Consider the following 21,335-nt stretch of genomic DNA (forward strand, 5'->3'; position numbering starts at 1 on the left):
CGTGATCCGGACAAATAGGTTTAAGAGCAATATATTGAAGGGCTAGGTAATGTATAAATCCGTGATCGAAGCAATTGGAAACACACCGTTAATTCGCCTCAAGAAGGCATCAGAGCTCACCGGTTGCGAGATTTATGGCAAAGCCGAATTTCTCAATCCCGGTCAATCGGTGAAGGATCGCGCGGCACTCTACATTATTCGTGATGCGGAAAAGCGTGGCCAGTTGCGGCCCGGCGGCGTGATTGTCGAGGGCACTGCGGGCAATACCGGAATTGGCCTGACGATGGTCGCAAAGGCGCTTGGTTATCGCACGGTCATCGTTATCCCAGAGACGCAAAGTCAGGAAAAGAAAGACGCCTTACGGCTGCTTGGCGCTGAACTTGTTGAAGTTCCGGCTGTTCCTTACAAGAATCCGAACAATTATGTGAAGGTCTCCGGGCGCTTGGCTGAGCAACTGGCAAAAACTGAACCGAATGGCGCGATTTGGGCCAACCAGTTCGATAATGTTGCCAATCGTCAGGCACATATTGAAACCACTGCACAGGAAATCTGGCGTGATACGGGCGGCAAAGTCGACGGTTTCGTTTCCGCTGTGGGGTCAGGAGGCACATTGGTCGGCGTTGCCATGGGGCTGAAGGCCAAGAACGACGCGGTGAAAATTGCCATTGCTGATCCATTTGGCGCAGCTTTGTTTTCTTACTACACCACAGGAGAATTCAAGTCTGAAGGAAGTTCAATTACCGAGGGCATCGGGCAGGGCCGTGTCACTGCAAATCTGGAAGGATTTACGCCTGATTTTTCCTATCAGATTCCGGATGCAGAAGCGCTCGACATCGTATTTGATCTGGTGACAGAGGAGGGGCTTTGCCTTGGTGGATCATCTGGCATCAACATTGCTGGCGCCATTCTTTTGGCACGTGATCTCGGTCCAGGCCATACAATCGTGACGATCTTGTGCGATTACGGTAATCGCTATCAATCAAAACTCTTCAATCCTGAGTTCCTGCGTTCGAAAGACCTGCCGGTGCCGCAATGGATGGAGACAAAGATTGATTTTTCTATACCGCTTGAGAGTAATTAAATGGCTTATGATACGACGATCCTCTTTCGTGATGATTCCTATCTGAAAGAAACAAATGCTACTGTAATCGCGGTCAATGAACGTGGCGGTATTCTCACAGATCACACCAATTTTTACGCCACCTCCGGAGGACAACCTGGCGATACGGGCCTGTTTGTCCGATCTGATGGTTCTGCCATTATTATCGCTGCAACAGTAACTGGAGAGACAAAGGAAGAGGTCATCCATGTTCCTGCGCCTGAGCAGCCTGTACCGAGCATCGGTGAAAAACTGCTGCTCCGCATTGATTGGGATCGCCGTTACAAATTGATGCGTATGCATGCAGCATGTCATCTACTGAGTGTTGTGTGCCCGTTTCCAATAACGGGTGCAGCCGTCAGTGAAGACGATAGCCGGGTTGATTTCGATCTGCCTGATGCAGGTGTCACAAAGGAAGATGTGACGGCGAAGCTGATGGATCTGGTTAATGCCAATCATCCCATTTTTACCCGCTGGATCACCGATGAAGAACTCGCTGCAAACCCTGGCTTGATCAAGTCGAAGAATGTCCGCCCGCCCACGGGAACAGGACGTATCAGGCTGGTTTGCATCGGTGAAAATGCTTCCATTGATTCACAACCCTGTGGTGGAACGCATGTCGCAACGACCGGCGAAATCGGACAAATCCACATTGGAAAAATAGAGAAGAAGGGCAAGGAGAACCGGCGGTTTCGCATCCGCTTCGGTGTTTTGCCCGTAGGAGAGTAACATGTCCGAGAAAAGCCCTTTCATAGTATCACCAGACTGGCTTCAGGAACGGTTGGGACAACCTGGCCTGAGCATTGTTGACGGATCTTGGTATCTTCCGTTCCAGAATCGTGACCCCAAGGCCGAATATGAGGCGGGGCACATTCCGGGCGCCGTTTTTTTCGACCATGACAAAATGGCTGACCCTGACTCTGATTTGCCGCACACATTTCCCAAGCCAGAAACTTTCGCTACTACCATCGGCAGCATGGGCATTACCAATGATGATATCATTGTGGTCTATGACGGGCCCGGAGTGTTTACGTCCCCCCGGGTCTGGTGGATGTTTCGCACAATGGGTGCAAAAAAAGTATTCGTTCTTGATGGTGGTTTTGACAATTGGAAAAACGCTGGCAGACCGGTTACCGATGAGGAGACGAAGGTAGCTCCATCAGCTTTTATGGCTGATTTCGATGCCTCGAAAGTCACGAGCTTCAATGATATGGTCGCGATTGTCCAAGAAGAGGCAAGGCAGATAGCCGATGCTCGCGCTGCAGGACGCTTTACCGGAGTTGACCCCGAGCCGCGCGCGGGATTGCGATCCGGTCATATGCCGGGAGCACGCAATATTCCTTCATCTGTTCTCGTCGAGAAGGGTTACCTGAGAGATATCAACGGATTGAAGAAGGTTCTTGATGATGCAGGCGTTGATCTGTCGCGCCCCATCGTGACGACTTGCGGTTCAGGAATTACTGCTGCTGTCATTACGCTTGCACTTGAATCTCTCGGACACAAGGATAATGTGCTCTATGACGGGTCCTGGACTGAATGGGGCGGTGCCAAGGACACTCCCGTCGCCACAGGCGAAGCTTAAGCAATGCCTACGCTCAAGACACGTGTGACGCATCTGGAAATGACGGACCGCCCAACTGTCGCGATTCCGACTCCCGCCAGCTATAAGCTGGCTATAATGCGCGCAACCAAGATCACGCTGCCGTTTTATCGATTTTTGTATGAACAGGTAGGGAAGCCACACCATTGGTCGGTCCACCGCAAGCTGGATGACGAGGCGCTTTCCGCAATTATTCATCGGGACAATGTCGACATCCACGTCCTTTATGTGGAGGGTTCCCCTGCGGGTTTTTTCGAATTGGTGATTGATCAAGAGCCCGGCGTTGCAGAGATTCTCTATTTTGGTCTTACTCCGGAGTTCCAGGGGCTAGGATTGGCAAAATTCTTTCTGAATGAAGCTATCTCCACCGCCTGGATGAGCAGTCCCCAGAGGGTCATTATTGAAACGAACACGCTTGATAGTCCGCGAGCGCTGCAAATGTACCAGAAAATGGGGTTTAAGCCGGTCAGTTTTGCAGAAGCGGAAATTGAGACGTGGGATTGATTGCATATTGCTTGCCCTGGAGCATGAATCGGGTGGTTTGACTGAAATTTAGGGTGTTTTCTCTGGTGTACCGAGGAGACAGCTATGACCACAATTCGATTCATCGCAATGACAACGACAATGGCGCGGCACTATCAGTCTGGTGGTGCCGATGCCAATGGTCAGAAACCGGAACCCCACCTGTCGGATGGGGATGGAGTGCCTTGCAGGCATTGCTTGCAGAACGTAAAGGCGAGAGACAAATATCTCATCCTTTCGCATCGGCCATTTCCTGCGCCGCAACCCTATGCGGAAACAGGGCCTATATTTCTACATGCGGATGAATGCGAGCGATATGCACAGACAGATCAGCTACCAGAAATGTTCAATAAAAGCAGCGACTTCATCCTGCGCGGCTATTCCTGTCAGGACCGCATTGTTTATGGCACCGGCGGCGTGATCAAGACCAGCGTAATTGCAGATCGGGCGGCGGAATTACTGAAGCGAGATGATGTGGCCTATGTTCACATGCGGTCGGCGAGAAACAATTGCTTCCAATGCCGGATTGAAATGGCATGAAAAAAAACCCGGACCAGCGGTCCGGGGTTTTTGATAATATTTAACGAAATCAAGCAGCTAGAACGGCTTTTGCCTCAAACATTTCCAGACCAAGCGCTTCAGCGACAGCGCTGTTTGTAATGCGGCCCTTATGCACATTCAAACCGTTGCGCAGGTGTGGATTGTCGATCAGAGCCTTGACGCCACGATCTGCCAATTGCAACCCATATTGCAAGGTTGCATTATTGAGTGCCTGCGCTGATGTCACCGGAACGGCGCCTGGCATGTTGGCGACGCAATAATGAATGACGCCGTCCACTTCATAGGTTGGTTCGGAATGCGTCGTGGCATGGGAAGTTTCGAAGCAGCCGCCCTGATCAATGGCAACGTCAACGATGACAGCGCCTTTTTTCATGCCGGAAAGCATTTCGCGGGTCACCAATTTGGGTGCAGCAGCGCCCGGAATGAGGACCGCGCCAACGACGATATCGGCAGAAAACACTTCTTCATCAAGGGCTTCGATGGTGGAGTAACGCGTATGAATACGGCCGTGGAACAGATCGTCGAGTTGACGCAAGCGTGGGATCGAGCGATCCAGGATTGTAACGTCTGCGCCAAGACCAACTGCCATTTGAGCGGCATTGATGCCAACAACACCACCGCCGATGATGGTAACTTTGCCGGGCAGAACGCCGGGAACACCGCCGAGAAGTATACCACGACCGCCATTTGCTTTTTGCAAAGCAGTAGCACCAGCCTGAATAGCAAGTCTGCCAGCAACCTCAGACATAGGTGCAAGCAATGGCAGGCCACCACGCTCGTCGGTGACAGTTTCATAAGCTATAGCGGTAACACCTGAGTTCAAAAGACCTTTGGTCTGCTCTGGGTCCGGAGCAAGGTGAAGATAAGTGTAAAGAAGCTGACCTTCGCGAAGCTGGGTCCATTCGGATGGTTGTGGCTCTTTAACCTTCACGATCATATCAGACTGCTGGAATACTTCTTCGGCAGTCTTTACTACTTTGGCGCCAGCGGCCTGATAGGCTCCATCATCTGCGCCAATGCCTGCGCCAGCTCCGGACTGGATTATGACCTGATGGCCATGGGCAACATATTCGCGTACGGCGCCCGGAGTGAGGCCGACGCGATATTCATGGTTTTTGATTTCTTTAGGGCAGCCAACGCGCATAATGCCTCCTCATATTGTTCTACTTTGCATATTGGGAGCAATATAACACCACATCTCCAGTCGCATGTCCTTGCCAAATACCCTCGACGATAGGAGTTTTTTCGCGTATCCTTGCGTAATAATCGCGATTAACAATGGATTATTCGAATAATGTCGCTAGACAGGATTGATATCGCCATACTTGATAATCTACAGAAAGACGGTCGCATGTCGAATGCGACGCTCGCCGAGAAGGTCGGTCTTTCACAGTCTGCTTGTTCGCGGCGCCTGGATATACTGGAAAAATCCGGAGTTATCCGTGGATATCATGCACGGTTGTCCAACAAGATGCTTGGCCATCCCGTGACTGTAATTGTCAATATATCTCTCTCAGGACAGGCGGACAAGCAATTGCGGGAGTTTGAGACCGCAGTGCGTCGATGTCCAAATGTTCTGGTTTGTTATCTTATGTCAGGCGAATACGATTATCTTCTTCGCATTGCTGCAAAAGATCTTGAGGATTATGAGCGTATTCATAAGTTCTGGCTGTCCGCTATGCCGCATGTCACCAAGATCAACTCATCATTTGCCCTTCGGGAAGTGGCCGACAGGACCGGATTAGGGGTCGAAACAGCCCTGATAGAAATTGCAACAAATCCGTAACTCGCGTCGTTGCAACTATTTTGCATCCCATAGTTGAAATTTCACAGTAAAGATCGGGCTTTTTGCGCTAAGAATCGCAGGAATTGCCTTATCCAAGTCGTCTCGCCGTGGAAAACCCTGTCGGATTACACGTTTCTTGACCGGGCGGACCTTTGAAAAAATCAAATTGTCGGGATCTCCTTTTTGAGCTTGGCTGGAGCCTTTGCATGCCAAGCCAATTTGATCCGATGACTGAGCTCTTCGTTGGAAATCGCTTCAAGGTGAATGAGTATGTATGGCCAGCCTTTATAGTGGTCTGTTTCGAAATAGATATTGGGTGCACTTTCCATAAGGAGAGGTTTTTCTTCCAGCGGACAATAAATCGCAAAACTGGTTCCATCCTTCATGCGGCCCATGAACGAAGTTCTGACCTTCAACGAGGGCGTGCCATGAGTTGTGCTTTTTACAAGCTCCGGCAAATGGAGGGCATCAGCCAACCTCCAGACGCGTTCGAACGGCCGATCCAGATTTTCCACAGTCATGATTTATAGAAGACTTGGCGCACATCGATATATTCGGAACGGAAGCCAGCCTCGCAATAGAACAGATAAAACTCCCAAAGTTTTTTGAAGCGGCCGTCGAAACCGAGATGGCGCAGCCGGTCCCACGATCCCCAGAAACGCTCCCGCCATTCAGCCAAGGTTCGGGCATAATCCTGAGGAAAGATATTCTCACGGTACATGTCGAGGCCAAAATCTTTGCCGAGACTTATCAGTTTCGACGGTGTTGGCAACATGCCGCCGGGAAAGACATAACGCTGGATAAAATCCGGGCGCTTACGGTAACGCTCAAAGGATTTGTCGTTAATGGTAATGATCTGAAGCCCGGCGCTGCCACCGGGGTTCAGGCACTCTTTCACTTTTGAGAAGAAGACAGGCCAGTATTTTTCACCGACCGCCTCAAACATTTCTATGGATGCAACGTGATCATATTTGCCGGTCTCATCACGATAATCCTGAAATCTGATATCAACCTTGTCAGAAAGGCCCGCTTTTTGAATGCGTTGGGTTGCATAGTCGAATTGCTCACGGCTGATTGTCAGGCCGGTCACCTTGGCTCCGATTTCACGGGCGGCAAATTCGGCAAAGCCACCCCAGCCGCATCCGATTTCCAAAACACGCGAACCGGGTGCAATTCCGATATTACGGGCAAGGGCGCTATATTTTGCCGTCTGGGCGCTTTCCAGATCGTTCACACCTTCGGTAAACAATGCAGATGAATAGGTCATCGTGGGGTCCAACCACTCTCGGTAGAATGCATTGCCGAGATCATAATGTGCTGAGATGTTCTTACGAGAACGTCGTCGGGTATTTTCGTTCAACCAATGACGCAGGCGCTGTGCCGTGTTGATGAACCAGTTTGAACCACCTGCAATGTCCTCGCCGACCTGTTCGTTCACGACAAAGAGTTCCAGAAAGGTGGTAACATCGGGGCTGTCCCAGTCGCCGTCCATATAGGATTCGGCAACGCCAATTGTTCCGCCGGACAAGGCGCGACCCGGCAGGTTCCAATTGTGCAGAATCAATGATGCATCGGGACCTTTCTGCTTGCCTCCTACTTTGAATATCTGCTTGTCCGGTGTTGTTATGGTCAAAGTGCCACGCGGCAGATGGGCTGCGGCGCGTAGAGCGGCCTGCACTTTTAACGGGAACCCCTTTAATGCAGCGCCTACATTTTCGGGCGTCAGCCATTTCAACTGAGTCAGGCTTTCAGTGGAAAGGGTCTTTTTTGTATTGGTCATCTGTCCAAGCTTTCCGTTCGCTGACTCAATATTTCTCTCAACGAACAATTGTTCAAGAGATTTTTCCCGAGACGATCAGTCCGGTCGTGCTCTGACAGCTACGAAAACTCAAGGTAAACTGGATTGCATCTCAGAATGGGAGGGCGGGTGGCATCCGCATGCTTCCGAGCTCTGATCGGCTTTCGCGAAAAAAAGACAAAAAACGACAAAATTGGCTTTAAATTATACATATCGCGTCAAAAGTAATTAATTTGCTAGTCGAAGTAATTTGTCTAATTTGTAGGTCAACTATAAGTTGTTTTCATATAATTGTTGCGGTTGATGGTTGAACTCTATCGAAACTTTGCGCGTAAACCTTTGGATTTTGAAAATATCATTTACATATGAGTTGCTTATAGGCAGTTGCTAATAAGCAACTGTGGTAATCAGTATTTATTTTTAGGCTTTTTGCTAAGTAAAATTAAAGGTATAAGAATTTAGAATGAAAATGCCGGTCCACTGGATCATATCGCAGCAACTACCAGATTGTATTTTCGTCGCATACAATTGGATGGAGGATGAATGAGTTCTGGCATGAGAGTAAGCCAAGTTATTGCAGCATCAATTTTTGCTGCACTTGGATTGAGCAGTCCGGCTGTCGCTGCTGTAGCTACAGGTAGTCTGGGGGTGCAGATTCAGATAACGGCAGAGTGTCGTGTCGTATCAGCTGATACGCTGGATTTTGGTTCCCACGGTCTTCTGGTCGCAAACGTGGATTCGAGCAGCGCGCTCACAATTCAATGTACCAATGGTACGCCTTACACTGTTGGCCTCGGTCTTGGTGCGGGCGCTGGCGCAACCTTGGCATCGCGCAAGATGACCGGGCCAGGCGGCGCTACGGTCGACTACACGCTCTACAAGGATGCGGCATATACCGAGCTTTGGGGCAATGCGGTTCCTGCGGATCTGGTTTCGGGTACAGGCAATGGCGCAAGTCAGGCTATCCCGGTTTATGGTCGTGTGACGGCGCAGACAACACCGGCAATCGGAACATATACCGATACGGTTGCGATCGAAGTTACCTACTGACCTTTTTGACAAAGGAGAACAAAGTGCGATCCATGCTTTACAGCATTGGCGTCATGAGCCTCTGTGTGCTTTTTTCTGGCGCTGCCCATGCCGCTTCACTGCGTGTTTCCCCGACAAATATAGATATGGTTGCTCCCGGTAGCGCAGGTGTATTGACCCTCACAAATGAGGCAAAACGCTCTATCAACGTACAGATACGCGTTTTCCGCTGGACGCAAGCCAATGGTGTGGAACGGCTCGATCCGACGAACGATGTTGTGGTCAGCCCACCATCGACAAAGCTCTCGGGTAATAAAGATTACGCCGTCCGGGTTGTTCGCGTTTCGAAGAAGCCTGTTGTTGCTGAGGAAAGCTACAGGGTGATCGTCGATGAACTGCCTGATCCGTCGCGCAAGCAATCGGGTACCGTGACTTTGGTCGTGCGTTATTCGATCCCGGTGTTCTTCAGAGAGCAGGATGCATCGCCGCCAAAGGTTGCTTGGGGCGTTGCAAGGACAAAAGGATCGCTGATGCTAACCGCCCGCAATACGGGTGATACACGGCTCCGACTGGCTGAAGTGCAGTTAACTCAAGGCGGACGCGTACTTGGTGCACGCGAAGGACTTGTTGGCTATGTCCTCGGCGGTGCCAGCATGCAGTGGCCCATTGGCACCAGCAAATCAATCTCATCCGGGCGCGTTGCGCTTAAAGCTCTCAGTGATGCCGGACCCGTCAATGCAGATGTTGCGATCAACGGCCGCTAAACTTGGCAGCGTCCTTGGCATAAGTCTGTGCATGGTATCAATTGGGCAGTCTCAACAACCTGAAGTTGATGCCGTTGAATTATCTACGCCCCAGAGCGTGGAGGCACGTGATCTTTATCTGGAAGTCTATATCAATGATGAGCCGACAGGATTGATTGGCGGGTTCAGGCAATTGCCCGATGGCGATCTATCAGCAAAACCAGAGGAATTGCGGGAGGTTGGTCTGAAGCCGATGGACAATGCGCTGGATGCGGATGGATCAATCCGGATCAATCGTTTGGCCAATGTTGAATTCCGGATTGAGGCCGAAACACAGCGGCTGTATATTTATACCGACAATGCTGCGCGGTCTGCCAAGGTTATCGATGCCAATCCAAGGCCGGAGAAGGAACGGCCCAAGCCTCAGTCCGGATATGGGGCTGTGCTGAATTATTCTCTCTTTGCCAGCACAGATGATTTAATGTCGAGCAATGTCAAGCCGTTTCAAGGCGTGTCAGGCGGGTTCGATGCACGGTTATTCAGCCCTTATGGAACGCTAAATCAGTCATTTACCGCCAATTTATCCAACGGAGAGCTTGAGGGAGTTCGGCGGTTGAACACCACCTGGAGTTTTTCTGACCCCGAAAGACTGATTACCTATCGTGCAGGTGATTTTATTTCCGGCGGACTGCCATGGACACGCCCGGTATTTCTTGGCGGCATGCAGATCCAGCGGAATTTTACCCTGCGGTCGGATTTGGTAACGCTGCCTGTTCCTGTACTGTCGGGGACAGCCGCTGTGCCTTCGACGCTGGAGGTTTATACGCAGAACGTTCGGACCTATAGTGGCGATGTGGCTTCTGGCCCATTTGAGATCACCAATTTTCCAGTTTTCTCAGGGCAGGGCGAGGCGCAGATAGTCTTACGGGATACTTTAGGCCGTGAGACGCGAACAACTGTCCCTTTTTATTCGTCGAGTTTGTTGCTGCGTAAAGGCCTGTGGGATTTTTCCGCCGATATAGGCGTTGCACGACGGAATTTCGGTACTGAATCAAACGATTATGATGATGATGTCATGGGCGCGCTGACTGCGCGCTATGGCATGACCAACTGGCTGACGTTGGAAGGCCACCTCGAAGGTGGTGCCGATCTGATAAATGGCGGATTTGGCGTTGCATTTCCGCTGGGTGCTTACGGCGTTACCTCATTGGCCGCTGCCGGTAGCCATCACGATGGAGATACTGGTCTGCTGCTCAATGGCTCCATCGAAATGACCTACAAGAACAGGTACACAATCTATGGCCGGGTTCAGCATTCATTCGGGAACTATGATGATATTGCCTCGGTAACGGCGGACAGCCAGCTCAATTATGTTTATGGCGTTGCCGGGTTACCAGCTGTCAGCACCCGGGTGCCCAAATCCCTGATCCAAACGACCCTTTCCATGCCGGGGCCGTTTGAGGGCAGTAGCATGAATTTTTCCTACACACAGCAAAAGCTGGATTCCGGCGATAAAAGCTCCATCGTTAGCACATCCTTCAACCAGCAAGTGTTCAAAAACAGTTCGTTCTTTGCCACGGCCTTTGCGGACCTTGAAAACAGCGACAGTTTTGGCATTTTCGCGGGGCTGACCATTCCATTTGACAACAATATCTCAGTTTCAACCGGCTACGAACAAACAAATGATGGTTCATCTGGGTTTGCGGAAATCACCAAATCGGAACAACGGGTAGAAGGTGGCTACGGATGGCGTCTACGCACGAAAGAGGGTGCAACACCAGACCGCTATGCCTCTGCCAGCTATCGTGGAAAGCATGCACGCGTTGAGGGTAGCGTGCAGCAATATGACGATAATGTACGTGCCACGGCTCAGCTTGAGGGTGCCATTGCGGTTGCCGGCGGTGGTGTATTTGCCACCAACAGGATTGACGATGCCTTTGCCGTGGTCGATGTGGGAGCGCCTGATGTCGATGTCAGTTATGAAAATCGCCCGGTGGGTCGCACCAATAGCCGGGGACGGATACTGGTGCCTGATCTTCGGGCTTATGAACCCAACACGCTGGCCATTGATCCCGCGAATTTGCCCGTTGATGCAAGCATAGGTTTGACGCGCGACATCGTGGTTCCTGCTGATCGCAGCGGCGTTGTTGTGAACTTCAACGTAGCCCAGAGCACTGCCTCTGCGCTTGTCAGTCTGGTCGATACTGGTGGCAAGCCGCTGGACGCCGGATTGAGCGGGCGGGCAGGAGATGCTGGCGAGGAGTTTGTGGTGGGCTATGATGGAGAAGCTTATATTTCAGGGTTGGAGGCGCAAAACAGCGTAACTGTGGAGCTTGCCGATGGCAGCATTTGCACTGCCAGATTTGCCTATCAAGCTGCGCCGGGAACGCAGGTCAAAATAAAGAACGTGGTGTGCCAATGAAGAATTTCATTTTGAGAATGCTGTTTGTCTGCGGGTTTGGGCTGATGCCAGCTTCGGCATTGGCGCAATCCTGTACATTCACAACCACAGCCATGTCTTTCTCAGGTTCGCCATTACCGGGAAATGCAATCAACGCGACTGCGACGCTTACATCGACATGTACGGCACTGCTTGGCTTGTTTCGCCAAGTGTTGGTTTGCCCGAATCTGAATGCGGGATCGGGAGGGACGCTGCCATCTGGAGTACGCACGATGACGGGGCCGGCCGCATTGCAATTTCAGTTCTATCAGGACTCGGCGCGCCAAGTGGTATGGGGCTCTTACAATTGGGCTTTTTCTACGCGGCCGCCTGCCATTCTGGTTGATATTCCGGCACTGGTCGGTTCAGGAACCACAACGACGACGATTTATGGACAAATACTTCCAAATCAGACGACAGCGCCGCTGGGCACATACAGTTCGGTTTTTTCCGGAGCGCAAACAACGTTCCGCTATCGCTATAATGACGGGAATGGATGTGCGTCCGCAGCCGGAACAGCGGCAACGACAAACTTTACCGCCAGCCTGAATGTGGCCAAGGACTGCTTGGTCTCCGCTACCAATGTGAATTTTGGCTCCCGCGGCATATTGAGTTCCAACGTGGATACGACTGGCGCGATAACCATTACATGCTCGCCAACGACACCTTACTCGGTGTCTCTCGGAAATGGACAGAATGGCACTGCCCCGACTGCGCGGCGCATGAGAAAGGGCGTGGGATCGGAGTATGTGACTTACGGGCTTTATCGAGACGAAAACCGGACTTTGCCGTGGGGTGATACCATTCCTACCAATACTGTTGCCGGCACGGGAAATGGCTTGGCACAAAACATCCCTGTTTATGCAACAGTTCCACCGCAGAACACGCCATCGTCCGGACTCTATAGCGATACCGTGGTGATTACTGTAACCTATTGAATAGCGTGGCTCTTAAAAAGCAAAAGGCCGGGAGCTACCCGACCTTCCTAAACTTACCTCGACATCAGTGCCAGTACATCCGTGGTCAAAGATGGAAATAAGCTATTCGCTGTACACAATCATTACCCTCTCATTGCGACAGAATAATGACATTCACCAAGAAACTTGAGCGCGTACGCAGTACAAATCGCGCTTGAGACCAAGGTGGACGATCAAGGTAAAGACAGGGTTAATGGAAATCAGAAAGTGGGCCGGTTTGTGACTAACGTGCCAATAATTTTTGCCGTCGCAGCGGGAAGGTCCTCGGCGATCAACCCGAAGCCCAGATGATGCGCGGCAGCGCCATGGATAAAGACCGCCGCGCAGGAGGCTTCGAAGGCGGGCATACCTTGTGCCATCAGCCCCGCAGTCAAACCAGCCAGCACATCGCCTGAGCCAGCTGTGGCCAAGAGTGGCGTGCCATTTGCGTTGATGGCAGCGCGGCCATCAGGCGAAGCAATAACGGTGTCAGCTCCTTTATAGATGACAACTGCATGAGCAAGTTTTGCTGCTGCGTGGGCACGCTCCATCTTAGAGGGAATTTCAGCTAGCTCCGGAAAGAGGCGTTTGAACTCCCCTTCATGGGGTGTGAGCACCAGCCTGATATTATCGGGCTTTTCAGCGGCGTTGAACAAGACTTCACGATCATCCTTGAAAGACGTGATCACGTCTGCATCGAAAACCAGTGCGTCTCGCGTTTCGCTAAGAAGCGTCAAGGCGAACTCCCGTGCTTTCCGTCCCACACCGAAAGCAGGTCCAAGAACGAACGCGGCAGCCTTACGGGTTTCCGTGAAAGAGGCGAGGTCGTGCCGTGTCTCGCATTTATGCAGCATGATCGACGTAAGATGCGCGGCATTGGCTGCAAGCGCTTCTTGTGGAGAAAGTATTGTAACGGCACCAGCTCCGCTGCGGGCTGCTGCCAATGCCGACAGTCGTGCCGCACCAGTTGATGTCGCGCCGCCGGAGAATACGGCTACATGACCACGCGCGTACTTATGGGTGTTTTCTTCCAGTGCAGGCAGATACGCTTGCCAGAGGGCGGGCGTGTTTTCGAAGCACCGGGGCTTGATTGCGGTCAGAACACTCTCAGCGATGCCAATATCGACGAGGAAAACCTCTCCACACAGAGCCCGCCCCGGATAAAGCAGATGAGCGGGCTTCTTACGGAAGAATGTTATTGTCGTGTCTGCCTGAAAGGCTGTGCCGAGAACCTGGCCGGTCAGGCCGTCTAATCCTGAGGGTATGTCGACAGCGATGCGGCGGCAGTCGGATTTGTTTGCCAGGCTGATTGCGGCAGCTGCCGCCCCGCTCACCTTACGGTCGAGACCTGCGCCAAAGAGTGCATCGACAATGGCGCTGGCGGGTGAGGGGCTAAAACTGGCAATGTCACGCGCTTTGATTGGGCAATCAGCCGCTGCTTGCGCCGCATCAGTCCCAGGCTTTGGCTCGCCAGTTGTCCAGAGATTTACCGCAGCACCGCATGCGCCAAGAACGCTGGCCACAACATAGCCATCGCCGCCATTATTACCCGGGCCGCACAACACATGAAATTCGCTTGCATCGCCATGATGGTGCAAGAGGTGGCGTGCAATGGCGTTACCTGCATTAAGCATGAGGCGATAGCCATCATGAACACCGGCTTTAATCGTTAATTGATCGGCCTGGCTCATTTGCGCCGGAGTCAAAATCTCGTTTGCCATTTTGCGCGCGTTTCCTCATTTTCCGCCAGAGCCTAATCGCTAAACACTCACGGTTAAAGTCTTTGGTCCGACAATGCATCCAAAGATGGTTTCGTGCGTTAATGCCTTGTCACCCTCAGGAGGTAAATCATGACAACAAGTATTGAAGAGCATATGGAAGTCATCGGTGCTGATGGCGTTCATGTTGGGACTGTCGATAGCGTTGAAGGTGGTCGTATCAAACTGACCAAGAAGGATAGCGGCGAGGGCTCTCATAGAGGCCATCACCACTATATTTCAACCGCACTTGTGGCTGAGGTCGAAGGTGGCAAGGTCCGACTCTCGGCAAATTCCGACGTGGCGGTGATGTTTGAAGAAGAAGCCTCGGACAAAAAATAACCAAGACATGGCAACCCGTGAAAAGGAGAATTGCTTTGGCAGATCCACCACAAATTCCTGATCCGGGTCCGGATACAAACCGGCCGGTCGATCCAACGCCGGATCCACGACCGGATGAAACGCCGCCGCTTCCCAATCCAATGCCTGACGATATACCGGTAGAGGAGCCGCCAACACCGGACCAATTGCCGGATGAGCTGCCTTTGCCAAATCCGGATGAGGTGCGCGAGCCGCCCCAGCACGTGTAAAAACAAACGGTCGCTCAATGAACGACCGTTTGTTTTTATGCTATGTGGGAACGATCAGCCTTTTGAAGGCCGGTTCTCATCATGATGCCTTTGACCGTGGTGCATTTTGTGAGCATGTCCGCCATTGCGACCGTGGCGCATTTCGCTTTTGTCAATTTTCCCATCATCATTACGATCCATGAGGGCGAAGCGTTTGGCCTTCTGCTTCTCGACCTCGGCAATGGTAACCACACCATCACCATTAATATCGAGGCGCTTGGTCATACGCCGAGCCTGCCGTTCAACGATACGTTTCATCGCCATGGCTTCGATTTCCTGCTTGGACAGGGTGCCGTCCTTATCGGTGTCGGCCTCTTTCAGGCGGTCGACATTTGTAAACTCTGCCTGATCCAGGGCACCATCATCGTTGGTATCGAGACGTGCGCCCCATTTATGCTGGAAGCCAGGCGTTTGCGTGGCCTCCTGGGCTGCCGGAGTCTGCTCGGGCGCTTGCGTCTGGGCGAAAGCGCCGCCAAGAGCAAAAACCGTCAGGAAGGTTCCGGACAAAGCGAGAGCGAGAATTCGTTTCATGTTTTTCTCTCCTGTAGCGTGAGCGGATTATCCGCTCCGTGGACAGACCGTAGCGTTGCCAGAATGAACGGGAGATGATCGGCGGATTAATGTTTTGTAATGTAAAGGGCTGTGACACAGCGGATAATAAAGGCGGCCACGTTGCTTCGCGGCGGCAGGAGAGACGTCAATCAGCCCGCCCGACCCTATCCTGAATTTGATAGCAGTCGCGCCTTGCCCTCGCGGGCAGATTGGCTTGTGACAGATTTCAAAGGCAATTGATATCGTAATTTCACGGCTATTTCAGCGGCCAGAACAGCATGAGAGTGGGAACGGCGGTCAGCATTATGATGAGTGACAGGGGCAGCCCGAGCTTGGGATAGTCGTTGAATTTATAGCCGCCGGGGCCCATGACAAGCGTATTGCACTGGTGCCCGATGGGGGTGAGGAAATCACACCCGGCACCAATTGCCACCGCCATCAGGAAGGCCTCGGGCCTGAAACCAAGTCCTGTAGCGAAGCTTGTGGCGATGGGAGCCATAACAAGCACTGTTGCAGCGTTATTGAGGAACGGTGTCACGGCCATTGCGGCAAGAAGGATCAGTGCCAAAGCCGCAAAGGGCGGCAATTGATGGGCGATCTGCGTCAGGAAATGTCCGATCAATTCTGTCCCGCCAGTGGTTCGCAAAGCATCGCTAACGGGAATAAGTGCGGCGAGCATAACGAGGATCGGGCCGTCAATCGCCGTGTACAATTCGCGCAACGGTATCGCCTTGAACAGCACCATGGCCACGGCTGCGGCAAAAAAGGCTATGGATACCGGCAGAAGGCTAAAAGCAGTCACGCCAATAGCAGTCAGCAGAATAAGCAGCGGGACCAGACCGCGACGCATGCTTCCCAGCAATATGGTTCGTTTGGCCAGTGGAAGGCATCCAAACTCACGCAACAGATTGGGAAGTACACTGTCGCGCCCTTGCAGCACGATGATGTCGCCCAGCTGAAATCTGACTTCGCCCAAGCGATCCTTGATTCGTTCACCCTGCCTGCTGATGGCAAGAAGATTGACGTCATAGCGATCAAACAGGGCCAACTGCCGCGCCGAAAGCCCGATCAGTGGCGAGGCGTCTCCCACGACGGCTTCGATAGAATCGATTTCGGCAAGACCGCCCGACTCCGAGTGAGAACGATCCCGGGATAGTTTGAGCTTTCCACCCGCGACGATGGCGTGGAGAGCTTTGGGATCTCCTTGCAAAATGAGTACATCATCTTCAGCAAGTTTCGTATCAGGCAGGGGAGTGACGTGCCGTTCACCGCGAATGATGGAGGTGACAACAGCTCCACCTTCGGCTGGCTTTACGACATCTGTCATGCTTTTACCTATGACAGTCGACTCTCTTGCAACGGTCGCTTCCGAAACATAATTCAATATCTCGATTGCTTCATCGGCAGAAATATCTTCGCGGGTGCGCTCGGGTACCAGCCAGTAAAACAGGACCAGATAAACTATCCCGACCGCGGCGAGAGTTGCTCCAACCGGGGTGAAATCAAACATCGTGAAGCTTTCGCCCACCATATCGGCGCGAATGCGCGAGACAACAATGTTCGGTGATGTGCCGATCTGGGTCATCAGGCCGCCAAGCAGCGCACCAAATGACATAGGCATCAGAAATACCGACGGCGATACGTTAGAGCGGCGGGCAAACTGGAAGGCAATGGGTATCATGATTGCCAGAGCGCCGATATTTTTGACAAAAGCCGCCAGAATGGTAACGACGATCACAAGGACGGCAAGCTGCGCCCGGACGGATGATATGCTTGGCACAAAACGCTGAACCGCTGCTTCCATGAGGCCCGAACGTGCCACGCCGGCGCTGACCACCAGCGCACTGCCGACGATAATCACAATCTCATCACTGAATCCGCGAAACGCATCTTCATAAGGCACAACACCAGCAAGAACAGCCACAAGCAGCGAACACATTGCCACGACGTCATAGCGGAAGCGTCCCGATATGAAGGCAGCCATCATGAGAGCGATGACCGTGAAGGACAGGATTTGTTGAGTGGTCATAAGCGTCTCGTTTTGTATCGAATTCGCGGCAAGGCAAATTTGTTCCGCTATAGTGCAGAAAACAGAAAAAATCCTGCTGTATCGGAAGCCACCAGCCAAGGATTAAAGGGGTGATTCCATAGCATCTGACAAGATCGAATAATTCGCGCCATGTATCGCGCCATATAGGACCATGAACTGCATTGTGAGCGACAAGCGCAAAAAGTGCCAGATGCGCCCGGCTGAGTGTTATTGCGACGGAGGTATCGGGGCAGAAAGAGTGTCAGTTTGCGATTGAACCGGGGAAACATCGTCTTTGGAAAGAAGTGCTACTGCACCTAAAAGGCAAAACAAGCCGATAAGAACGGCAGTTACAATACACTGATGTCTCATTAAACAGTCCCGTATGCGCAAGAAATATAAACTAACAAAGTTTTTTGACGATAATCGGGCTGTTTAAAAAAAGCGATGTTAGAGTTTCTTATTAGACAGATTTGATCGTATGCAGATGTTTCAAAATTAATTCTAAATTATTCTCGGATGCTAATACTTATAGTCTTGCGAGATCTCGCCGACATGATCAGGTTACAACTACTCAAAATCTGAATCGTCTATGCGCTCCTTGGGCCTTACAGCCGTTATACCAACCGTCAACTGATTGCCAAGTTCACGGTCAGCGGCAAGGGCAGCAATTTCCTCCGGGTCACGTAAACCTTGGGCAAACAGCGTCATGACGATTCTCGCGAGCCTGCTTGCATCGGGATGAAGTCGGCGATCCCGACCGAGAATATTGGAGGCTGTTTCATGAGCGCGGTCCATGATGTCCCACTCATGAGGGGTGAACTGCGTTTCTTTGCGTGATCCGAACGGCATCGCATCTCTCAGAACGGAGCTTAAGATGATGTAACCTTATATTGGTTTTTAGCTATGTCTACGTGATTATGACGGCAAAAAGCGTTTGCTTGAGACCCATAATGTCGCTGTGAAGGTTGAATATCCGGAACTGCGGAACCGTGACATCTGTTTCATTAAGATGGGCAGTGGTGATCTGTTTTGCCGAGAAACATTTCCAGAAAAGCAAAAGGCTCAGCGATTTCTCGCTAAGCCTTTGAAGTGACTGGCTCCCCGGGCCGGATTCGAACCAGCGACCAACCGGTTAACAGCCGGTTGCTCTACCACTGAGCTACCGGGGAATAGCTTTTCAGTCATCAGCGAGGTGGCCTATAGCAAAAGGGTTTCGCTTTTGCAAAGGACCATTTCACTTTTTTTTACATAATGTGCACAATAAAACGCTGGCATCGGCAAAAACACTTCCTACATCAGGGCTATCTCGTGCAATTCAGAAGAAAGAGTTTGAGTGTCCGACGGACCTAAAGAGACCGATAACCTTGGCGATCAGGCAGAAAGGCCTAGGACGCATCGGCGCATCCGCATTCTCGGGCGGCACATACCTGTACCGCAATCGGTGGCAATGCGTCGCACGCTAGGTGGAGGATTGGTTGCCGGAGGTATGTTGGGTTTTCTGCCGGTGCTTGGATTCTGGATGGTGCCGCTGGGACTTGTCGTGCTTTCACAGGATTCGGCAATCGTTCGGCGCAAGCGCCGCCAGATCGAAGTGAAAATTCTGCGCCGCTGGAAAGCCAGCCGATTCGGATCGGGCAGGGATAAAAGCTGATGGCTGCCTCGTATCAATGCGCCGGGCGATAATTTCGATTCGTTAAGCAGAATGCAGCGCAGATGTGTAAGCTTCATTTTAGCTGTTGCAGCACAAAACAAAAACGACTATGCAGAACGCCGCAAGTGACCGAGTTCGGAATGAAAATGCGTCACTTCTTTAAGTAGTTAATTTCATTAGCTATTTTGCAGTTGAGGCCTCGTGGCGGAGTGGTTACGCAGAGGACTGCAAATCCTTGCACCCCGGTTCGATTCCGGGCGAGGCCTCCAACAAATTACATAATAAAATCAAAAACTTACGCTTTGACTTAGATTGGTGCTCGACGGATTTCATGTTGCATTTGACTGCAACACGATGCCATTGATTTGCAACGATTTTCACTCACGCACGGCAAATCCATGCGACATGGATGCAACATGCATTGACCGATTCGCGGCGCTCTGCACACATATCCAAATAAATGACGTCGCGGATGCTGGAACGTAATGATCAATGCAGTCCTAAAAACGATCAGGGGCGAGGGATGGACTAGAACCCATGTCGTTGTGCTGATGTACTTTTTTCTAGGACCTGGCGCGCTGCTTTTATTTGCAATCTATTTGGGCCTGGCGAGGCTAACCAAATTCGCGATCCGCAAAAAGCGATGACACGCATTGCAACCTCCTCTGAGGGGATGATGGCTTACGTCTGCAATTCAGATTGACGACCTCAGAAACCTCTGCAAATGATCGAGCGTTGTGGCTGGTCGCCACTCCGATTGCGGCTAGGAGCAGCTCTTGAAATTAGATTTCGATACCGAAGCCTACAAGTTCCACCGAGGCATGGACATTCTCAAATCGAATTTTGAATTATCTGCCCGCGCTCTGGCTTCCGAGATAGCCCACGCTAAGCAAAAGCTGGAGGAATACTTGGAGTCTGGGGAAGATCTTGATCAGTGGGAGGATTTAGACGGCTCGGGCCAGGGGAATTTGGTCTACCGCCATGAGAACGCTCTGGAATTCGATATCGAGGCGGCAAACGATTGTGCCATGGTCTTTCGAAAGTCCATGATCGCCCCGATCTATCATTTATGGGAGAGGTACGTCCAATCCGTCGCAACCAAGCCTGTACGCTCCCATGTAAAGCTTGTCGAAGCTCTACTTGAGGCCAAGAACCACGTCGTGGACTTCGGTCTTTCAAGGCTTCTCCTTCTGAATAATATTTTGAAGCATCAGAATCGCGAACATGTCGAAATATTGATCCGCGATTGTCCTCACATGTTTCCGAATTGGAACGTACTACCGGAGAAGCTCGATTGGTACGACGCAGTTATCCTAACAGACGTGGACGTCCTTGATTTCATCGGTATAGCAAAGCGTTCGGCTCCAGCATGGAACGCCCGCATGATCGGGTAATAATATGAACTCAATTGGAAGTTCGATCTGGATAAAGGCACGGGGTACTTATGAGCGATAATCCCAACGACCTTGGTCTGATGACGCTGAAAGAAGCATGCGAGAAGATATTCCGCGGAGAACTAACCCCATCTTCTCTCCGTACCGAAGCAGCAAAGGGCAACCTCGAAATCATTCAGATTGCGCGCAAGGATTTCGTTACCCGACAAGGCATTCAAGACATGGTTGAGAAATGCCGTAGGAAGCCCACAGAGCCCACGCCAGCCATCGACACGCGCTCTCCCCCGGCATTCAACGGCAAAGCCGCCCAAGCCGCTCTATTACATCGACTGAACCAGAAAATGAAAAGCTGATGACCGAAAAACTCAATTGGACCAGGGCTCAAATCCGTTCCACGGCGATCGTGGCCAAAGAGCAGAACGTCGCTATCAGGCTGAATGCCGATGGTTCGCTGCAAGTTTCGCCTTATGAACCGAAGGATGCGCCGGCGGCGGTCGAGCCGACCAAGACGAAAGTGATACGGATGTGACGGGCCGCCTCCGTCCAGATGCTATTGCCTATCCACCCCGCGGCATGCCCCGTGAAGTTGCCGCCAGATATATTGGTGTGGGGACAACAAAGTTCGAGCAGTTGGTGAATGATGGGCGAATGCCAAAACCGAAGCGGATTGATGGCCGCGTGGTGTGGGACAGGTTTGCGCTAGATTCAGCATTCAATGATCTATCGAATGAACCTGAGAATATCATCGATGCAATCATGTTCGGTCAGCGCGACGGAGGTTAATCC

24 protein-coding genes and 2 tRNA genes are annotated in these 21,335 nt (G+C 51.7%); 18 read left to right on the forward strand and 8 right to left on the reverse strand.

What is annotated here, in order from left to right; all coding sequences use genetic code 11:
* The first annotated feature begins 49 nt into the window (after positions 1-49).
* The 5 genes from ACYJL1_RS10000 to ACYJL1_RS10020 all read left to right on the forward strand — a co-directional run bounded on the left by ACYJL1_RS10000 (position 50) and on the right by ACYJL1_RS10020 (position 3,761).
* Positions 50-1,081 carry a cysteine synthase A gene (locus ACYJL1_RS10000; RefSeq protein ID WP_460895272.1) on the forward strand — a complete coding sequence of 344 codons (1,032 nt, stop codon included), beginning with the start codon at positions 50-52 and terminating at the stop codon, positions 1,079-1,081.
* On the forward strand, positions 1,082-1,828 hold the full coding sequence (locus ACYJL1_RS10005) for an alanyl-tRNA editing protein (RefSeq protein ID WP_460895273.1): 747 nt from the start codon (positions 1,082-1,084) through the stop codon (positions 1,826-1,828).
* Position 1,829: 1 nt separating this feature from the next.
* Entirely contained in the window at positions 1,830-2,681 is an 852-nt protein-coding gene (sseA, locus tag ACYJL1_RS10010) for a 3-mercaptopyruvate sulfurtransferase (RefSeq protein WP_460895274.1), read from the forward strand.
* A 3-nt stretch (positions 2,682-2,684) separates the two neighbouring features.
* Positions 2,685-3,203, forward strand: a complete 519-nt coding sequence (locus ACYJL1_RS10015) for a GNAT family N-acetyltransferase (protein ID WP_460895275.1) — start codon at positions 2,685-2,687, stop codon at positions 3,201-3,203.
* An 84-nt stretch (positions 3,204-3,287) separates the two neighbouring features.
* Positions 3,288-3,761, forward strand: a complete 474-nt coding sequence (locus tag ACYJL1_RS10020) for a DUF1203 domain-containing protein (protein WP_460895276.1) — start codon at positions 3,288-3,290, stop codon at positions 3,759-3,761.
* A 49-nt stretch (positions 3,762-3,810) separates the two neighbouring features.
* On the opposite strand, the gene ald is transcribed toward ACYJL1_RS10020, so the two are convergent.
* Positions 3,811-4,926 carry an alanine dehydrogenase gene (gene ald, locus ACYJL1_RS10025; protein WP_460895277.1) on the reverse strand — a complete coding sequence of 372 codons (1,116 nt, stop codon included), beginning with the start codon at positions 4,924-4,926 and terminating at the stop codon, positions 3,811-3,813.
* 150 nt (positions 4,927-5,076) lie between these two features.
* Here ald and ACYJL1_RS10030 point away from each other — a divergent pair, with 150 nt between their 5' ends.
* Positions 5,077-5,568, forward strand: a complete 492-nt coding sequence (locus ACYJL1_RS10030; protein ID WP_460895278.1) for an Lrp/AsnC family transcriptional regulator — start codon at positions 5,077-5,079, stop codon at positions 5,566-5,568.
* Between the two features lie 161 nt (positions 5,569-5,729).
* On the opposite strand, the gene ACYJL1_RS10035 is transcribed toward ACYJL1_RS10030, so the two are convergent.
* Together ACYJL1_RS10035 and ACYJL1_RS10040 are read right to left on the reverse strand one after the other, a co-directional pair.
* Positions 5,730-6,089 carry an MmcQ/YjbR family DNA-binding protein gene (locus ACYJL1_RS10035; RefSeq protein WP_460895279.1) on the reverse strand — a complete coding sequence of 120 codons (360 nt, stop codon included), beginning with the start codon at positions 6,087-6,089 and terminating at the stop codon, positions 5,730-5,732.
* A complete protein-coding gene (locus tag ACYJL1_RS10040; RefSeq protein WP_460895280.1) occupies positions 6,086-7,348 on the reverse strand; it encodes a class I SAM-dependent methyltransferase in 1,263 nt (420 codons plus the stop codon). The genes ACYJL1_RS10035 and ACYJL1_RS10040 overlap by 4 nt, the downstream gene beginning before the upstream one ends.
* Before the next feature lie 561 nt (positions 7,349-7,909).
* On the opposite strand from ACYJL1_RS10040, the gene ACYJL1_RS10045 reads away from it, so the two are divergent.
* The 4 genes from ACYJL1_RS10045 to ACYJL1_RS10060 are packed head-to-tail and all read left to right on the forward strand — an operon-like array spanning position 7,910 to position 12,516.
* A complete protein-coding gene (locus ACYJL1_RS10045) occupies positions 7,910-8,416 on the forward strand; it encodes a Csu type fimbrial protein (protein WP_460895281.1) in 507 nt (168 codons plus the stop codon).
* 23 nt (positions 8,417-8,439) lie between these two features.
* Entirely contained in the window at positions 8,440-9,159 is a 720-nt protein-coding gene (locus tag ACYJL1_RS10050; RefSeq protein ID WP_460895282.1) for a fimbrial biogenesis chaperone, read from the forward strand.
* Entirely contained in the window at positions 9,131-11,560 is a 2,430-nt protein-coding gene (locus ACYJL1_RS10055; RefSeq protein WP_460895283.1) for a fimbria/pilus outer membrane usher protein, read from the forward strand. Before ACYJL1_RS10050 ends, ACYJL1_RS10055 begins: the two co-directional genes overlap by 29 nt.
* Positions 11,557-12,516 (forward strand): Csu type fimbrial protein, encoded by a 960-nt coding sequence (locus ACYJL1_RS10060; RefSeq protein WP_460895284.1) that lies wholly within the window; start codon positions 11,557-11,559, stop codon positions 12,514-12,516. Before ACYJL1_RS10055 ends, ACYJL1_RS10060 begins: the two co-directional genes overlap by 4 nt.
* A gap of 239 nt (positions 12,517-12,755) precedes the next feature.
* Here the strand turns inward: ACYJL1_RS10060 and ACYJL1_RS10065 are convergent, their stop codons facing one another.
* Complete coding sequence (locus ACYJL1_RS10065; RefSeq protein ID WP_460895285.1) at positions 12,756-14,255, reverse strand: NAD(P)H-hydrate dehydratase; 1,500 nt, start codon at positions 14,253-14,255, stop codon at positions 12,756-12,758.
* 129 nt (positions 14,256-14,384) lie between these two features.
* On the opposite strand from ACYJL1_RS10065, the gene ACYJL1_RS10070 reads away from it, so the two are divergent.
* Entirely contained in the window at positions 14,385-14,633 is a 249-nt protein-coding gene (locus ACYJL1_RS10070) for a DUF2171 domain-containing protein (protein WP_460895286.1), read from the forward strand.
* A gap of 35 nt (positions 14,634-14,668) precedes the next feature.
* A complete protein-coding gene (locus ACYJL1_RS10075; protein ID WP_460895287.1) occupies positions 14,669-14,881 on the forward strand; it encodes a hypothetical protein in 213 nt (70 codons plus the stop codon).
* A 54-nt stretch (positions 14,882-14,935) separates the two neighbouring features.
* On the opposite strand, the gene ACYJL1_RS10080 is transcribed toward ACYJL1_RS10075, so the two are convergent.
* The 4 genes from ACYJL1_RS10080 to ACYJL1_RS10095 all read right to left on the reverse strand — a co-directional run bounded on the left by ACYJL1_RS10080 (position 14,936) and on the right by ACYJL1_RS10095 (position 18,673).
* Positions 14,936-15,451: an EF-hand domain-containing protein gene (locus tag ACYJL1_RS10080; protein WP_460895288.1), complete on the reverse strand. Its 516-nt coding sequence runs from the start codon at positions 15,449-15,451 to the stop codon at positions 14,936-14,938.
* Positions 15,452-15,728: 277 nt separating this feature from the next.
* Positions 15,729-17,501, reverse strand: coding sequence for an SLC13 family permease (locus ACYJL1_RS10085; protein ID WP_460895289.1), 1,773 nt, complete (start codon positions 17,499-17,501; stop codon positions 15,729-15,731).
* A 570-nt stretch (positions 17,502-18,071) separates the two neighbouring features.
* Positions 18,072-18,353 (reverse strand): hypothetical protein, encoded by a 282-nt coding sequence (locus ACYJL1_RS10090; RefSeq protein ID WP_460895290.1) that lies wholly within the window; start codon positions 18,351-18,353, stop codon positions 18,072-18,074.
* Positions 18,354-18,598: 245 nt separating this feature from the next.
* A tRNA-Asn gene (locus ACYJL1_RS10095) sits at positions 18,599-18,673 on the reverse strand.
* Between the two features lie 233 nt (positions 18,674-18,906).
* On the opposite strand from ACYJL1_RS10095, the gene ACYJL1_RS10100 reads away from it, so the two are divergent.
* The 6 genes from ACYJL1_RS10100 to ACYJL1_RS10125 all read left to right on the forward strand — a co-directional run bounded on the left by ACYJL1_RS10100 (position 18,907) and on the right by ACYJL1_RS10125 (position 21,332).
* Positions 18,907-19,155, forward strand: coding sequence for a hypothetical protein (locus ACYJL1_RS10100; protein WP_460898002.1), 249 nt, complete (start codon positions 18,907-18,909; stop codon positions 19,153-19,155).
* A gap of 195 nt (positions 19,156-19,350) precedes the next feature.
* Positions 19,351-19,424: transfer RNA gene (locus tag ACYJL1_RS10105), tRNA-Cys, on the forward strand.
* Positions 19,425-19,931: 507 nt separating this feature from the next.
* Positions 19,932-20,549: a hypothetical protein gene (locus ACYJL1_RS10110; protein ID WP_460895291.1), complete on the forward strand. Its 618-nt coding sequence runs from the start codon at positions 19,932-19,934 to the stop codon at positions 20,547-20,549.
* Between the two features lie 50 nt (positions 20,550-20,599).
* Positions 20,600-20,902: a hypothetical protein gene (locus tag ACYJL1_RS10115; RefSeq protein WP_460895292.1), complete on the forward strand. Its 303-nt coding sequence runs from the start codon at positions 20,600-20,602 to the stop codon at positions 20,900-20,902.
* Positions 20,902-21,078 (forward strand): hypothetical protein, encoded by a 177-nt coding sequence (locus ACYJL1_RS10120; protein ID WP_460895293.1) that lies wholly within the window; start codon positions 20,902-20,904, stop codon positions 21,076-21,078. Before ACYJL1_RS10115 ends, ACYJL1_RS10120 begins: the two co-directional genes overlap by 1 nt.
* A complete protein-coding gene (locus ACYJL1_RS10125; RefSeq protein ID WP_460895294.1) occupies positions 21,075-21,332 on the forward strand; it encodes a hypothetical protein in 258 nt (85 codons plus the stop codon). Before ACYJL1_RS10120 ends, ACYJL1_RS10125 begins: the two co-directional genes overlap by 4 nt.
* Positions 21,333-21,335 lie beyond the last annotated feature (3 nt).

This window comes from Phyllobacterium sp. K27 (assembly GCF_054796155.1).

Bases quoted from the DNA above. Each gene is read 5' to 3' on its own strand.
- ACYJL1_RS10000 (WP_460895272.1), top strand. From the start codon at position 50: ATGTATAAATCCGTGATCGAAGCAATTGGAAACACACCGTTAATTCGC.
- ACYJL1_RS10005 (WP_460895273.1), top strand. From the start codon at position 1,082: ATGGCTTATGATACGACGATCCTCTTTCGTGATGATTCCTATCTGAAA.
- sseA (WP_460895274.1), top strand. From the start codon at position 1,830: ATGTCCGAGAAAAGCCCTTTCATAGTATCACCAGACTGGCTTCAGGAA.
- ACYJL1_RS10015 (WP_460895275.1), top strand. From the start codon at position 2,685: ATGCCTACGCTCAAGACACGTGTGACGCATCTGGAAATGACGGACCGC.
- ACYJL1_RS10020 (WP_460895276.1), top strand. From the start codon at position 3,288: ATGACCACAATTCGATTCATCGCAATGACAACGACAATGGCGCGGCAC.
- ald (WP_460895277.1), bottom strand. From the start codon at position 4,926: ATGCGCGTTGGCTGCCCTAAAGAAATCAAAAACCATGAATATCGCGTC.
- ACYJL1_RS10030 (WP_460895278.1), top strand. From the start codon at position 5,077: ATGTCGCTAGACAGGATTGATATCGCCATACTTGATAATCTACAGAAA.
- ACYJL1_RS10035 (WP_460895279.1), bottom strand. From the start codon at position 6,089: ATGACTGTGGAAAATCTGGATCGGCCGTTCGAACGCGTCTGGAGGTTG.
- ACYJL1_RS10040 (WP_460895280.1), bottom strand. From the start codon at position 7,348: ATGACCAATACAAAAAAGACCCTTTCCACTGAAAGCCTGACTCAGTTG.
- ACYJL1_RS10045 (WP_460895281.1), top strand. From the start codon at position 7,910: ATGAGTTCTGGCATGAGAGTAAGCCAAGTTATTGCAGCATCAATTTTT.
- ACYJL1_RS10055 (WP_460895283.1), top strand. From the start codon at position 9,131: ATGCAGATGTTGCGATCAACGGCCGCTAAACTTGGCAGCGTCCTTGGC.
- ACYJL1_RS10060 (WP_460895284.1), top strand. From the start codon at position 11,557: ATGAAGAATTTCATTTTGAGAATGCTGTTTGTCTGCGGGTTTGGGCTG.
- ACYJL1_RS10065 (WP_460895285.1), bottom strand. From the start codon at position 14,255: ATGGCAAACGAGATTTTGACTCCGGCGCAAATGAGCCAGGCCGATCAA.
- ACYJL1_RS10070 (WP_460895286.1), top strand. From the start codon at position 14,385: ATGACAACAAGTATTGAAGAGCATATGGAAGTCATCGGTGCTGATGGC.
- ACYJL1_RS10080 (WP_460895288.1), bottom strand. From the start codon at position 15,451: ATGAAACGAATTCTCGCTCTCGCTTTGTCCGGAACCTTCCTGACGGTT.
- ACYJL1_RS10085 (WP_460895289.1), bottom strand. From the start codon at position 17,501: ATGACCACTCAACAAATCCTGTCCTTCACGGTCATCGCTCTCATGATG.
- ACYJL1_RS10090 (WP_460895290.1), bottom strand. From the start codon at position 18,353: ATGCCGTTCGGATCACGCAAAGAAACGCAGTTCACCCCTCATGAGTGG.
- ACYJL1_RS10115 (WP_460895292.1), top strand. From the start codon at position 20,600: ATGAGCGATAATCCCAACGACCTTGGTCTGATGACGCTGAAAGAAGCA.
- ACYJL1_RS10120 (WP_460895293.1), top strand. From the start codon at position 20,902: ATGACCGAAAAACTCAATTGGACCAGGGCTCAAATCCGTTCCACGGCG.